Genomic DNA, 13,601 nt, shown 5'->3' on the forward strand with positions numbered 1-13,601 from the left:
TCAGCCAGCGGCAGCTGAACGTCATAGCCACCAAGCTCAACACTCGACCACGCAAGACCCTCGGCTACATCACACCGGCTGATAAATTGGCGGCAAGCGTTGCGCTGACCGGTTGAACTCACCGGCATCCATCACCCGGCGCTGAACCGACTGCGGGAGATGGATTGCCCCGGATCGAGCCGGGGCAGGCTCCTCGAGGCCGCAATGGCACAGTCCCGTTGCCCGGCGAAAACCGGTGTGTCCAGCAGCAGCGCGGGTTCCCCATGCCGCGACAATCCCGGCATGAACTGGCAGCGCATCCTCATCCCCATCGCCGGCGCCGCGCTGGTGGCGTTCGGCTGGCGAAGTTTCGGCTGGCCCGGGGTGGCCCTGGTGGTCGGCGGCCTGCTGATGTGGGTCCTGCTGCACTTCACCCGCCTGTCCCAGGTGCTGCGGCGGGCCGCCGACCAGCCGATCGGCTACGTCGGCAGCGCGGTGATGCTCAACGCGAAGCTGCAGCCCAATCTGACCCTGCTGCACGTGATCGGGCTGGCCCGCGCGCTGGGCGAACAACTCAGCCCGCGCGAGCAGCAGCCCGAGGTGTTCCGCTGGACCGATGGCTCCGGCGCGCGCGTCACCTGCGAATTCGAGCAGGGCAAGCTGGCCCGATGGACGCTGGAACGGCCATCCGGCCCCGCGGACGAGCCGGGCGGGACGCCTCAGTAAAATCCCCGGTTTGCTTCCCAGTCCAAGGACAAAGACATGAGCGCACTAGCTTCCATGGCCGATCGCGACGGCAAGATCTGGATGGACGGCGAGATGGTGGAGTGGCGCGACGCCAGGATCCACGTGCTGACCCACACCCTGCACTACGGCTGCGGCGCCTTCGAGGGCCTGCGCGCCTACGACACGGTGAACGGCACCGCCATCTTCCGGCTGCAGGAGCACACCGACCGCCTGTTCAACAGCGCCAAGATCCTGCGCATGGAGCTGCCGTTCTCCAGGGAGCAGGTCAACGAGGCGCAGAAGGCGGTGGTGCGCGCCAACGGCCTCAAGAGCTGCTACATCCGGCCGCTCACCTGGATCGGCTCGCAGAAGCTGGGCGTGTCGCCGCGCGGCAACCGCATCCACCTGATGGTGGCGGCCTGGGCCTGGGGTGCCTACCTGGGCGAAGAGGGCATGCAGCGCGGCATCCGCGTCAAGACCTCCAGCTACACCCGCCACCACGTCAACATCACGATGACGCAGGCCAAGGCGGTGAGCAACTACAGCAACTCGATCCTGGCCAACATGGAGGCGCTGGACGACGGCTACGACGAGGCCCTGCTGCTGGACAGCGCCGGCTTCGTCAGCGAGGGCGCCGGCGAGAACGTGTTCATCGTCAAGGACGGCGTGGTCTACACACCCGACCTGTCGGCCGGTGCGCTCAACGGCATCACCCGCAACACCGTGCTGCACATCTGCAAGGACCTCGGCATCGAGCTGGTGCAAAAGCGCATCACCCGCGACGAGGTCTACATCGCCGACGAGTGCTTCTTCTCCGGCACCGCGGCGGAGGTCACGCCGATCCGCGAACTGGACCGGGTGCAGATCGGCGCCGGCCAGCGCGGCCCGGTCACCGAGAAGATCCAGTCGGCCTTCTTCGACATCGTGAATGGCCGCAACCCGAAGTACGCGCACTGGCTGGCCAAGGTATGAACGCGCCCGCCAGGAAGGAAACCGTGATCGAGCTGCGCGCCAGCGACCTCAACGGCAACGGCGGCATCTTCTGTCCCAGCCCGGTGGCGGGCATGAAGCTGTGGAACAACCACCCGCGCGTGTTCCTGGACATCGCCCACACCGGCGAGGCCCGGTGCGCGTATTGCGGCACGATCTACAAACTCCGCGAAGGCGAGCAGGTCGGCGGCGGGCATTGATCCACCCGGAAGCGGCCTGGCGGCCGCTCCCCCTCGAGGGGCGCCACCAGCGGCCCGGCAAAGCCGGTTCCGCGGTGGCACTGGAAATGGCATTCGGACGCGGCGCCCGCCCATGAACTCCCTGGTTATCGCGCCGCAATGGATCGGCGATGCGGTGATGACCGAGCCGCTGCTGCGGCGTCTGCACGCGCGCGGTGAGCGGCTGGCAGTCGGCGCGGTGCCCTGGGTGGCGCCGGTCTACCGCGCCATGCCGCAGGTGGACGAGGTCATCGAACTCCCCTTCCGGCATGGCGGCCTGCAATGGGCCGCGCGCCGCCGGCTCGGGCGCGAGCTGCGCGGGCGCTTCGAATCCGCGTACGTGCTGCCCAACTCCTTCAAGAGCGCACTGCTGCCCTGGCTGGCCGGCATCCCGCGCCGGATCGGCTATGCGGGCGAGGCACGCCTCGGCGTCCTGACCCAGCGCCTGCCCAACCCGCGGGGCAAGCCGCCGATGGTGGCCTTCTATTCCGCTCTGGGCGGCGAGCGCGAGGGCCTGGAGCAGGACCGCCCGGCGCTGCACCTGGCGGCGCCGGCCATCGACGAGGTCCTGGCCTCGCAAGGCCTGGCGCGCGGCGGCTATCTCGTTTTCGCCCCGGGCGCCGAGTTCGGGCCGTCCAAGCGCTGGCCGGCCGAACACTACGCCGCGCTGGCCGCCAGCCAGCAGCAGCCGGTGCTGCTGCTCGGCTCCGGCAAGGACGCGCCGGTGTGCGACGCGGTCGCCGCCGGTTCGCCCCGCAACGCCCGCAACCTGGCCGGCAGGACCTCGCTGGCGCAGGCCTTCGCCCTGATCGCCGCCGCCCGCGCCGTGGTCAGCAACGACTCCGGCCTGATGCACGTGGCCGCCGCCTTCGGCGTGCCGCAGGTGGCGCTGTTCGGGTCGTCCAGCCCGCTGCACACGCCGCCCCTGAACGAGCGCGCGCGGGTGCTCTGGCTGAAGGACGATCCGCACTACCAGCCGCCGCTGGATTGCGCGCCGTGCTTCGCCCGCGAGTGCCCGCTGGGGCACCACCGCTGCCTGCGCGACCTCGCGCCGCAGCGGGTCGCCGCGCTGCTGGACCGGTTCTGAGCGGCAGGCGCACGACGGCCATGACCCTGCCGACGCCGCACGCCGATCCGCCCGCCTGGGCCATCGGCGCGGCCGGGCTGCTGTCGCTGGCGGTGGCCATGGGCATCGGCCGCTTCGCCTTCACGCCGCTGCTGCCGCTGATGGTGCAGGCGGGGCAGATCGATGTCGCCGGCGGCGGCTGGCTGGCCGCGGCCAACTACGCGGGCTACCTGCTGGGCGGCGTCACGGCGGCCCGCCTGGGCCGGTCGGCACCGCGGCTGGCCGTGGTCGCCCTGCTGGCGACCGTGCTGCTCACCGCCGCGATGGCCTTCGAAGGGCCGGCGGGCTGGTGGCCGGCGCTGCGGCTGCTGGCCGGCGTGGCCAGCGCCTGGGCCTTCATCGCGACCAGCGTCTGGTGCCTGACGGCGCTGGCCCGCCAGGGCGCGGGCGCCTGGAGCAGCGTGTTCTATGCCGGGGTCGGCACCGGGATCGCGCTGGCCGGCCTGTATTGCCTGGCCGGCGCGTCCGCCGGCGCCGCGCCCGGCAGCCTGTGGCTGCAACTCGGGGCGATGGCCTTGCTGCTGGTGCTGCCGGTGCTGTGGGTGCTGGCGCGCTTGTCGCCGCTGCCGGCCGCTGCCCGCGGCAGCCGGGCGTCCGCTGTCGCCATGCCGCCGGGCAGCCGCGGCCTCGTGGGGTGCTATGCCCTGTTCGGCTTCGGCTACATCCTGCCGGCCACCTTCCTGCCGGTGATGGCGCGCTCGGTGGTCGAGGACCCGCGGCTGTTCGGGCTGGCCTGGCCGGCCTTCGGCGTGACCGGGGCCCTGTCCGCCGTGGTCGCGGCGGCGCTGCTGCGGCGCGCGTCGCGGCTGCAGGTGTGGTCGGCCTCGCATGCGCTGATGGGCGTCGGCGTGCTGCTGCCCAGCCTGTGGCGCAACGGCTGGACGATCGCGCTGTCGGCGCTGCTGGTCGGCGGCACCTTCATGGTGGTCACGCTGGCCGGCGTGCAGGAGATCCGGGTGCGCGCGCCGGGCGACGCGACGGCGCTGGTCAGCCGCATGACCTCCGCCTTCGCCGCCGGCCAGATCGCCGGGCCGGTGGCCTCCTCGCTGCTGCTGCGCCTGTGGCCGGCGCACGGCCTCGACATCGCGCTGCAGGCCGGGGCGGCGGTGCTGCTGGCCAGCGCCGCGTGGTTGTGGCGGGTGTCCGCGTCGGTGGGCGACCAGGCGCCGGCGGCCAGGGCCCGGCCGTGAGTCGTCGTGTGCCGGATCAGGCCGGGAGCCTGAGCACGAAGCAGGCCCCGCCGCCCTCGCGCCCCTCGCAGTGCACCGTCCCGTGGTGCCGGCCGGCGATCGAGCGCACCAGCGCCAGCCCCAGCCCCACGCCGCCTTCACGCTCGCTGGCACCCGGCAGCCGGTAGAACGGCTCGAAGATGCGCTCGCACTGGTCGGGCGGCACGCCCGGGCCGCGGTCGCACACGCGCAGCACGGCCTGGCGGCCCTCGCGCCGCACCTCGACTTCCACCGGCCCGGGGCTGTAGCGGCGCGCGTTCTCCAGCAGGTTGCGGATGGCGCGGCGCAGCAGGCGCGGCACGCCGTTCACGGTCAGCGCGCCGCCGTCCGCCTGCGCCGACAGGTCGGCGCCGGTCTGGGCGCACTCCTCGGCCGCCAGCCCGGTCAGGTCGACCGGCTCGAAGGTGCCGACGTCGGTCTCGCGCGCGTCCAGCCGGCTGGCCAGCAGGATCTCGTCGATCAGCTGGTCCAGCTCGCCCAGGTTGCGCACGATTTCCTGCCGCTGCGCCGGCGTGGGCGGGCCGTCCATCAGCTCCATCCCCATGCGGATGCGCGCCAGCGGCGAGCGCAGTTCGTGCGAGGCGTTGGCCAGCAGCGACTTGTGGCTCTCGATCAGGGTCTCGACGCGCTCGGCCGCGTGGTTGAAGCGGCGCGCCAGGAAGGCCACCTCGTCGCTGCCACTTTCGTCGGCGCGCGCCGACAGGTCGCCTTCGCCCCAGCGCTCGACGCCGCGGCGCAGGTTCTCCAGCCGCTGCGTGAGCCGCCGGATGACGGGGTAGCTGCCCAGCACCACCGCCAGCGCCACGATGCCCAGCAGCCAGAACAGCCCGGTCGGGCCGCGCGGTGGGAACGGCCGCAGCATCGCCGGGCCCTCGCCCGCGCGGCGCTGGCGCGGCGGCACCTGGACGGTGATGCCGCGGCCATCCTGGAGCACCACTTCGCCCTCGAACGTGCCCGGACCGGCACCCGGCGAGGGCACGCGGCGCAGCGCGCCCTGGCCGATCACCCGGCCGGCGGCATCGCGGATCACGATCTCGCGCGCCGGCGGGGCCTGCTCGGAGCGCACCGAATCCCGGTACGCCTCCCACAGCGCGCCGAACACCAGCGTGAGCACCGCCACGGCGGCGATCACCGCCAGCCAGATGCGCAGGTAGAGGGGAAGGCGCAGGATCACGGGCGGGCGCGGCGGATCAATCCTGCTGCTTGGCGAAGACGTAGCCGACCCCGCGCACGGTGACGATGCGCTTGGGGTTCTTCACGTCGGCTTCGATGGCGGCGCGGATGCGGCCCATGTGCACGTCGATCGAGCGGTCGAAGGCCTCCAGCTCGCGGCCGCGCACCGCTTCCATGATCTGGTCGCGGGTGAGCACGCGGCCGGCGCGGTCGGCCAGCGCCACCAGCAGGTCGAACTGGTACGAGGTCAGCTCGCGCAACTCGCCGCCGACGGTGACGGTGCGCGCGTCGCGGTCGATCTCCAGCGAGCCGAACTGCATGCGGCGCGCCGCCGGCGGCGCCGCCTCGCCGCGCCGGCGCAGCACGGCGCGGATGCGCGCCAGCAGCTCGCGCGGCTCGAAGGGCTTGGGCAGGTAGTCGTCGGCGCCCAGCTCCAGGCCGACGATGCGGTCCATCGGGTCGCCCTTGGCGGTGAGCATCAGCACCGGCACCCGCGCGGCCTCGCCGGGCATGGCGCGGATGCGGCGGCACACCTCCAGCCCGTCCAGGTCGGGCAGCATCAGGTCCAGGATCACCAGGTCGGGCAGGCGGCCGCTGGCGGGCTCCTGCAGCAGCCCGAGGCCGGCCTTGGCATCCATCGCCTGCGTCACGCCGAAGCCGGAGCGCTCCAGGTATTCCCCCACCATCTGCGCCAGCCGCGCATCGTCTTCGATCATCAGGAGTTGCTGCATGGGGCCGATGGTAGCCACGCAAGTGCCGTTGGGTTCCGAGCATCGGCACGGGCCGGCACGCGGGCTTGTCGCAGCGGTAAAGTTAGGTAAATGGATGCTGCCATCGACTCCGACACGCTGTCCGGCATGCTGGCCGCCCGCGCCGCGGCGCGTCCGGATGCGCCGGCGCTGCATTTCGAAGGCCAGGTCCTGCGCTGCGCCGATCTCGATCGTGGCGCATGTGCGCTGGCCGCCCGCCTGTGGCACGAGTGGGGCGTGCGGCCCGGCGACCGCGTCGCCTGGCTGGGGTTGAACCACCCGGGGCAAGTCCTGCTGCTGTTCGCGCTGGCGCGCATCGGCGCCATGCTGCTGCCGCTGAACGTGCGGCTCGCGCCGGCCGAATGGGAGACGCTGCTGGCCGAATGCACGCCCCTCCATCTGGTGCACGACGATGCGTTCGCGAGCGCCGCGCAGGCACTCGCTTGCCGCAGTGGACTGCGCGTACACGACCTCGCCTCGCTGCGGCACGCGGAAGCAGGCGAAGTCCCTGACCACGCCGCGCCCGGTGCGCCGGTGCTGCTGGTGTTCACCTCCGGCACCACCAGCCGGCCCAAGGCGGCGGTGCACACCCAGGCCAACCTGCTCGCCAACATGCGCATCGCCGCCACGACGCAGCGCATGACGCCCGACGATGTCGTGCTGACGGTGCTGCCCTTGTTCCACGTCGGCGGGCTGTGCATCCAGACCCTGCCGGCCCTGTACGCCGGGGCGCAGGTCGTGCTGTTGCCGCGCTTCACGCCGGAAGCCACCTTCGAGGCGATCGGCCGCCACCGGCCGACGCTGACGCTGCAGGTGCCGGCGACGATGAAGGCGCTGGCCGAGCATCCGCGATGGGCCGTGGCCGACCTGGCGTGCCTGCGCGCGGTCTGGGCCGGCTCCAGCCTGCTCCCGGCGCCGCTGGTGCAGGCCTTCCATGCGCGCGGGCTGCCGGTGTGCAACGTCTACGGCTCGACCGAGACCGGCCCGTTCTCGATCGCGCTGCCGCCGGAACACGCGTTCGACCACGTCGGCTCCTGCGGCTGGCCGCCGGCCGGCGTGGAGGTGCGGCTGGCCGACGTGCAGCGCGGCACGGGCGAGCTGTGGGTGCGCGCGGCCAACGTGGTGCAGCGCTACTGGCCGGACCTGCCGGCGCGCGATGCCGACGGCTGGTTCCGCACCGGGGACCTGGCCAAGCAGGCGGTCGACGGCAGCTACGCCATCGTGGGCCGCTCCAGGGACCTGATCATCTCGGGCGGCGAGAACATCCACCCGGCCGAGATCGAAGGGCCGCTGGCCGAGCACCCGGCGGTGCTGGAGTGCGCCGCCTTCGGCGTGCCCGACCCGCAATGGGGCGAGGCGGTGGCGGTGGCGCTGGTGCTGCGGCCCGGCGCCCAGGCCAGCGACGAGGAGTTGCGTGCCCACCTGGCCGCGCGGGTGGCGCGCTACAAGCTGCCGCGCCATTGCGTGCGGCTGGAGGCGCTGCCGAAGACCGCGCTGGGCAAGGTGCGGCGGCAGGCGCTGGCGGCACTGCTGGACCCGTGATCGTCGGCCAGCGCGGCGCTGCCCAGGGTGTCATCCCGGGCGAAAGCCGGGACCCATCGCCCGCCGCGTGAACACGTGCAAGCGGATTCAGGCGGCGGGCGATGGATTGCGGCTCAAGGCCGCAAGGACATGTCTGCCGCCATGGCCGGCTCGCGCACCGCCTGCATGCGCGAGGCCAGCCACACCAGCAGCAGCACCGGCGCTCCCAGGGCGGCCGTGGAGGTGAAGAAGTTCGCGTAGCCGAAGTGCTCCACGAACGTGCCCGAGAAGCCGGCCAGCCATTTGGGCAGCAGCAGCATCATGGAGCTGAAGAGCGCGTACTGCGTGGCCGAGTAGTTGACGTTGGTCAGTCCCGACAGGTAGGCGATGAAGGCGGCCGAGGCGATGCCGGACGACAGGTTGTCGGCCGAGATCACCAGCACCAGCGAGCGCACGTCGTGCCCCCGCGAGGCCAGCCAGGCGAACAGCAGGTTGCTGGCGGCGCTGAGCACCGCGCCCAGCATCATCACCCGCATCACGCCCAGGCGCAGCGCCAGCACGCCGCCGACGAAAGTGCCCAGCAGGGTCATGGCCACGCCGAACACCTTGGTGATGTTGGCGACTTCCGCTTTCGTGTAGCCCATGTCGGCATAGAACGGGTTGGCCATGATGCCCATCACCACGTCGCTGATCCGGTAGACCGCGATCAGCGCCAGCACCAGCACGGCATGGGTGCCGTAGCGGCGCAGGAAGTCGGCGAAGGGCTCGACCACCGTCTCGCGCAGCCACTGGGCGGCATCGCGCGCCGGCGGCAGCTCGCGACGCAGCGGCTCGGGCGAGAACAGCACGGTGAGCACGCCCACCGCCATCGAGGCCGCCATCGCCAGGTAGGCGGTGCGCCAGGCGGCGTGCTGGTAGCCGGCCAGGCCCGGCGCCTCGGCCTGGGCGGCGATCCAGAACACGCCGGCGCCGGCCCAGATCATCGCCAGCCGGTAGCCGGCCTGGTAGGTGGCGGCCAGCGCGCCCTGGCGCCGGGCCTCGGCCGACTCGATGCGGAAGGCGTCCAGCGCGATGTCCTGCGTGGCCGAGGCGAACGCCACCCCCAGCGCGCACAGCGCGACCACCGTGCGGTCCACCTGCGGGTCGAACCAGGCCATGCCGGCCAGCCCGGCGACGATGGCCAGCTGCGAGGCCAGCAGCCAGCTGCGCCGGCGCCCGAGCAGGCGCGTGAGCAGCGGCAGCGGCAGCCGATCGACCAGCGGCGCCCACGCCCACTTGAAGGCGTAGGCGAGGCCGACCCAGGACAGGTAGCCGATGGTGGCGAGGTCGACGCCGGCCTCGCGCAGGCGGAAGCTGAGCGTGCCCAGCACCAGCAGCAGCGGCAGCCCGGCGGAGAAGCCGAGTGCCAGCATGCGCAGCGCGGCCGGCTCCAGGTACACCTTCAGGCTGGCCATCCAGCCCGCTGGGCGGCTCGTCCGAGGCACGGTGGGGGTCTCGTCTGACATTGGCTCGACCGATTGGTTCTAATATTGTTCCATGTGCCAGCTGTGCTACGCGCGGACCTCGACGACTATGCAGCGGCGCGGCTTCCTGGCGCTGGTGGGCGCCGCGGCCGCGACGCCTGCGCTGGCGCAGGTCGACGTCGGACCGCCCTCGCGCGTGCGCGGCCTGGTGCCGGCCGACGAGATCGAGGCCGCCGCCTCGCAGCAGTACTCGCAGATGATGGCGCAGGCCCGCCAGCAGGGCGCGCTGGCGCCGGAGAGCCATCCGCAGCTGCAGCGCCTGCGGCACGTCGCCAGCCGCCTGATCCCGCACAGCCTGCGCTGGAACGACCGCGCGCGCAGCTGGCGCTGGGAAGTCAACCTGATCGGCAGCAAGCAGATCAACGCCTTCTGCATGCCGGGCGGCAAGATCGCCGTGTTCACCGGCATCCTGGAGCAGTTGCAGCTCACCGACGACGAAGCGGCGATGGTGATCGGCCACGAGATCGCGCACGCGGTGCGCGAGCATGCGCGCGCCCGCATCGCCAAGGAGCAGGGCACCGGCGCGCTGCTGTCGCTCGGCGCGCAGCTGTTCGGCCTGGGCCAGCTGGGCGACGTCGCCGCCAGCATCGGCACCCAGCTGCTCACGCTGCGCTTTTCGCGCGAGGACGAGATCGAGGCCGACCTGATCGGCCTGGAAATGGGCGCCCGGGCCGCCTATGTGCCGCAGGCGGCCGTGGCGCTGTGGGAGAAGATGGGCCGTGCCTCGGGTGGCAACCAGGGACCGGCCTTCCTGTCCACCCACCCGACCGGCCCCGACCGGCTGGCGCGCCTGCGCGAGAACATTCCGCGGGTGAGCGGCCTGTACCAGCAGGCGGTGGCCAGCCGCCGCTGACCGCGATCAGGCCGCCCGTGGCCGCGCGGGCCACAGCACCGAGGCGATCGCCACCACCATCAGCACCACGGCGGCGAAGTCCTGCCAGTGCAGCACTTCGCCCAGCCACAGCGCGCCGATGAATACGCCCAGCACCGGGATGAACATCACGCTCAGCGTCGAGGCCACCGGCGGCAGGCCACGCGCCAGGTAGAACCAGGCGGCCTGGGACAGGCCGCAGATCACGATCGCGTTGAAGGCGATGGTCCAGGTGGCGGCGGCGTCCGGCACGGCCCACTGGTGGCGCTCGAACAGCACCGACAGCACGCCCATCACCACCGCCGTCAGCGCGATCATCCAGAACGACAGGGTGAGGGTCGGCACTTCGATCCTCGTGCGCCTCAGCAACTGGGTGCCCAGGGCCCAGCTGGCGGCCGAGAACAGCGCCAGCAGCACCCCCAGCGGGCGGCCCGCCAGCTGCGTCAGTTCGTGCCACAGCAGCAAGGCCACGCCCACGGTGGCGGCGCTGACGCCGATCCAGCCGCGCCGCGACAGCGCGCTATGGAACAGCAGCGAGCCGATCACCGCCGAGAAGATCGGCATGGTGTAGCCCAGGATGGCCGCGCGACCGCTGGAGAGGGTCTGCACGGCCAGGATGATGCAGGCGTGCCAGACGAACATGTTGGTGGCCGACAGCCACAGCAGCTCCGGCCAGTACCGGCGCGGGATGGAGAACGGCACCTTGGCGAACACCAGCGTCGCAGCCAGGATCGGCAGGCCGAGCCAGATCGAGACGGCGCGGAAGGTCAGCGGCGGATAGTGGGTCACGCCCAGCTTCATCACCGGCCAGTTCACGCCCCAGGCGAGGGTCAGGAGCACCAGGACGACCAGCTGCTGGCGGCTGAGTTTTTGCATGGGGCGGATTGTCGGCGCTGGGCGTGGGCGCGGCGCGATGCCCGGCCACACCCGCTCCCTACAATTCCCGTCCATGACCTTCCTCGAGATGCTGCAGGGCGCGCAGCGGCGCAACGACTCGATGCTGTGCGTCGGGCTCGATCCGGAACCGAAGCGATTTCCCGGCAGCTGGCGCGGCGACCCGGCCCGCATCTTCGAGTTCTGCGCCCGCATCGTCGACGCCACCGCCGACCTGGTGATCGCCTTCAAGCCGCAGATCGCCTACTTCGCGGCGCACCGCGCCGAAGCGCAGCTGGAGCAGCTGATCGCCCAAATGCGCCAGGCGGCGCCGCAGGTGCCGGTGATCCTGGATGCGAAACGCGGCGACATCGGCTCCACCGCCGAGCAGTACGCGGTGGAGGCGTTCGGGCGCTATGGCGCCGACGCGGTGACGCTGTCCCCCTTCATGGGCTTCGATTCGGTCCAGCCCTACCTGAAGTACGAGGGCAAGGGCGCCTTCCTGCTGTGCCGCACGTCCAACCCGGGCGGCGACGACCTGCAGAACCAGCGGCTGGCCGGCGTGGACGGCGAGCCGCGGCTGTACGAGCACCTGGCGCGACTGGCGCAAGGGCCCTGGAATCTCAACGGGCAGCTGGGGCTGGTGGTGGGCGCGACCTACCCGGCCGAGATCGAGCGGGTGCGTGCGCTGGCGCCCACCGTACCGCTGCTGATCCCCGGGGTCGGCGCCCAGGGAGGCGACGCGGCGGCGACGGTGCGCGCGGGCTGGCGGCCGGATGCGCCGATCGTCGTGAATTCCTCGCGCGCCATCCTCTATGCCTCGTCGGGCGAGGACTTCGCGCAGGCCGCCCGCGCCGAGGCGCAGAGAACGCGCGCCCTGCTGGCTTCGGCCCGGCCGTGAGCGCGGCCCCGGCCTCAGCCGCTGCCGGCCTCGTGCACCCGGTCGGCGTTGGTGCTGCTGCGGGCGCCCTTGAGGTGCAGCTCGACATCGGACGCCCGGGAGCCGACGGCGCGCACGGCCTCGCGCAGCTGGTCCTCGGTGCAATCGAGCTCGCGCATCCAGCGCGTGCGCGATTGCGGGTCGTTCAGGTCGATGCGGTCCGGTGCCGCGCCGGGGTCAGGGTTCTGGGCCATTCGCAACTCCGTGCAGAAGCCGTCAAGCTAGCGCACCCGCCGACGCCTGGCTGTAGGCTGCGGCCGGCATCGCGCGCCCTCCTGTCCAGCTTCGAGGGCGGCCGGTGCCGGCCGCCCGCCTCCTGAACGCATGCCCGGGCCCGCCGGCGACTCCACTCCCGCCGTGGCCGTGATCGGCGCCGGCATCGTCGGCGCCAGCATCGCGCTGGCCTTGCGCAAGCGCGGCGCGCAGGTGCTGCTGGTCGACCGCGACGAGCCCGGCCGCGGCTGCAGCTCCGGCAATTCCGGCGCGATCAGCGTGTCCTCGGTGGCGCCGCTGGCGATGCCCGGGGTGCTGGCGTCGGTGCCGCGGATGATGCTGGACGACGCGAGCCCGTTGTACCTGCCCTGGCGCTACGCGCCGCGCGCGCTGCCGTGGCTGGCGCGGTTCGTGGCCGCGGCGCGGCCCGCCGTCGTGCAGGCTTCGGCGGCCCGGCTGGCGGCGCTGAATGCCGGCGCGCTGGAGGCGCATGAAGCCATGACCCGGGAACTCGGCGTGCCCGAGCTGTTCCTGCGACGCGGCCACCTGCACCTGTATCCCGAAGAATCGTCGCTGGCCAAGGACGCCGCCGGCTGGCGCCTGCGCGAGGCCGCCGGCCATCGCGTCGAACGGCTCGACCGGGCCGGCATCGAGGCGCTGGAGCCCGCCGTGTCGGACCGCTACCGGATCGGCCTGTTCCTGGCCGGCCACGCCACCATCCTCGACCCCTTGCGCTACGTGCAGGCGATGGCGCGCGCGTTCGCGGCGGCCGGCGGGCGCATCGCGCGTGCCGAGGTGGCGGGCCTGGCGCAGCGGCAGGGGCGCTGGCAACTGCGTGCCGCCGGCGCGGCGCAGGGGCGCGAGTTCGACCATGTCGTGGTCGCCGCCGGCGCCTGGTCGGGCCGGCTGCTGGCGCCGCTGGGCGTGCGGCTGGCGCTGGAGAGCCAGCGCGGCTACCACGTGCAGTTCGCCGGCGGCCGCGAGGCGGTGTCGCGCACCGTGGTGCTGGCCGACCGCAAGGTGTTCGTCACGCCGATGGAAGAGGGCCTGCGGATCGGCGGCACGGTGGAGATCGGCGGCCTGGCCGCACCACCGGACGAGCGCCGCGCCGCCGTGCTCGCCCGCATCGCGCGCGAGAGCTTCCGCGGCCTGCAGGACCTGCCCGCGCAGACCTGGATGGGCCACCGCCCCTGCATGCCCGACTCGGTGCCGGTGATCGGCCCGGCCCCGGGACACACCGGCCTGTGGCTCGCCACCGGGCACGGCCACCTCGGCCTGACGCAGTCGCTCGGCACGGCGAGCCGCATTGCCGACGCGCTGCTCGGGCCCTGTCATTGCGGCTCAAGGCCATGCGTGTCCGGAGATTTCAGAGCAGCTGGAGCTGGGCGGGTCCGTTCATGCTTTCTTCGTAGCTGGCGACCTCGCCCAGCAGGCGGCCCAACGGCACTTTCTCGAACAGATTGAGGCTGA

Annotated in this window: 14 protein-coding genes; 9 read left to right on the top strand and 5 right to left on the bottom strand. The window is 72.6% G+C overall.

Going from position 1 to position 13,601, the window contains the following annotated elements; all coding sequences use genetic code 11:
• Positions 1–282 precede the first annotated feature (282 nt).
• The 5 genes from V6M57_RS18390 to V6M57_RS18410 all read left to right on the top strand — a co-directional run bounded on the left by V6M57_RS18390 (position 283) and on the right by V6M57_RS18410 (position 4,229).
• On the top strand, positions 283–705 hold the full coding sequence (locus tag V6M57_RS18390; RefSeq protein ID WP_332816453.1) for a glycerate kinase: 423 nt from the start codon (positions 283–285) through the stop codon (positions 703–705).
• 36 nt (positions 706–741) lie between these two features.
• Positions 742–1,677, top strand: coding sequence for a branched-chain amino acid transaminase (locus V6M57_RS18395; RefSeq protein WP_332816454.1), 936 nt, complete (start codon positions 742–744; stop codon positions 1,675–1,677).
• A complete protein-coding gene (locus V6M57_RS18400) occupies positions 1,674–1,895 on the top strand; it encodes a zinc-finger domain-containing protein (RefSeq protein ID WP_332816455.1) in 222 nt (73 codons plus the stop codon). The genes V6M57_RS18395 and V6M57_RS18400 overlap by 4 nt, the downstream gene beginning before the upstream one ends.
• A gap of 112 nt (positions 1,896–2,007) precedes the next feature.
• Positions 2,008–3,000: a lipopolysaccharide heptosyltransferase II gene (gene waaF, locus V6M57_RS18405; RefSeq protein WP_332816456.1), complete on the top strand. Its 993-nt coding sequence runs from the start codon at positions 2,008–2,010 to the stop codon at positions 2,998–3,000.
• A 20-nt stretch (positions 3,001–3,020) separates the two neighbouring features.
• Complete coding sequence (locus tag V6M57_RS18410; protein ID WP_332816457.1) at positions 3,021–4,229, top strand: YbfB/YjiJ family MFS transporter; 1,209 nt, start codon at positions 3,021–3,023, stop codon at positions 4,227–4,229.
• Between the two features lie 16 nt (positions 4,230–4,245).
• Here the strand turns inward: V6M57_RS18410 and V6M57_RS18415 are convergent, their stop codons facing one another.
• Positions 4,246–5,442 carry a sensor histidine kinase gene (locus V6M57_RS18415; protein ID WP_332816458.1) on the bottom strand — a complete coding sequence of 399 codons (1,197 nt, stop codon included), beginning with the start codon at positions 5,440–5,442 and terminating at the stop codon, positions 4,246–4,248.
• 16 nt (positions 5,443–5,458) lie between these two features.
• Positions 5,459–6,172 carry a response regulator transcription factor gene (locus tag V6M57_RS18420; RefSeq protein WP_332816459.1) on the bottom strand — a complete coding sequence of 238 codons (714 nt, stop codon included), beginning with the start codon at positions 6,170–6,172 and terminating at the stop codon, positions 5,459–5,461.
• A 90-nt stretch (positions 6,173–6,262) separates the two neighbouring features.
• Between V6M57_RS18420 and V6M57_RS18425 the strand changes: the two genes are divergently transcribed.
• Positions 6,263–7,732: a class I adenylate-forming enzyme family protein gene (locus tag V6M57_RS18425; protein ID WP_332816460.1), complete on the top strand. Its 1,470-nt coding sequence runs from the start codon at positions 6,263–6,265 to the stop codon at positions 7,730–7,732.
• Between the two features lie 113 nt (positions 7,733–7,845).
• Here V6M57_RS18425 and V6M57_RS18430 read toward each other — a convergent pair whose 3' ends face one another.
• Positions 7,846–9,165, bottom strand: a complete 1,320-nt coding sequence (locus V6M57_RS18430; protein ID WP_442968851.1) for an AmpG family muropeptide MFS transporter — start codon at positions 9,163–9,165, stop codon at positions 7,846–7,848.
• An 82-nt stretch (positions 9,166–9,247) separates the two neighbouring features.
• On the opposite strand from V6M57_RS18430, the gene V6M57_RS18435 reads away from it, so the two are divergent.
• Positions 9,248–10,087, top strand: a complete 840-nt coding sequence (locus tag V6M57_RS18435; protein ID WP_332816462.1) for a M48 family metallopeptidase — start codon at positions 9,248–9,250, stop codon at positions 10,085–10,087.
• Positions 10,088–10,093: 6 nt separating this feature from the next.
• On the opposite strand, the gene V6M57_RS18440 is transcribed toward V6M57_RS18435, so the two are convergent.
• Entirely contained in the window at positions 10,094–10,981 is an 888-nt protein-coding gene (locus V6M57_RS18440; RefSeq protein ID WP_332816463.1) for a DMT family transporter, read from the bottom strand.
• Between the two features lie 73 nt (positions 10,982–11,054).
• On the opposite strand from V6M57_RS18440, the gene pyrF reads away from it, so the two are divergent.
• Complete coding sequence (gene pyrF / locus V6M57_RS18445; protein ID WP_332816464.1) at positions 11,055–11,879, top strand: orotidine-5'-phosphate decarboxylase; 825 nt, start codon at positions 11,055–11,057, stop codon at positions 11,877–11,879.
• 14 nt (positions 11,880–11,893) lie between these two features.
• On the opposite strand, the gene V6M57_RS18450 is transcribed toward pyrF, so the two are convergent.
• Positions 11,894–12,112, bottom strand: a complete 219-nt coding sequence (locus V6M57_RS18450; RefSeq protein ID WP_332816465.1) for a DUF3606 domain-containing protein — start codon at positions 12,110–12,112, stop codon at positions 11,894–11,896.
• 130 nt (positions 12,113–12,242) lie between these two features.
• Between V6M57_RS18450 and V6M57_RS18455 the strand changes: the two genes are divergently transcribed.
• On the top strand, positions 12,243–13,595 hold the full coding sequence (locus V6M57_RS18455) for an NAD(P)/FAD-dependent oxidoreductase (protein WP_332816466.1): 1,353 nt from the start codon (positions 12,243–12,245) through the stop codon (positions 13,593–13,595).
• Positions 13,596–13,601 lie beyond the last annotated feature (6 nt).

Source organism: Ramlibacter sp., assembly GCF_036676645.1.
Taxonomy (GTDB): Bacteria; Pseudomonadota; Gammaproteobacteria; order Burkholderiales; family Burkholderiaceae_C; genus Ramlibacter.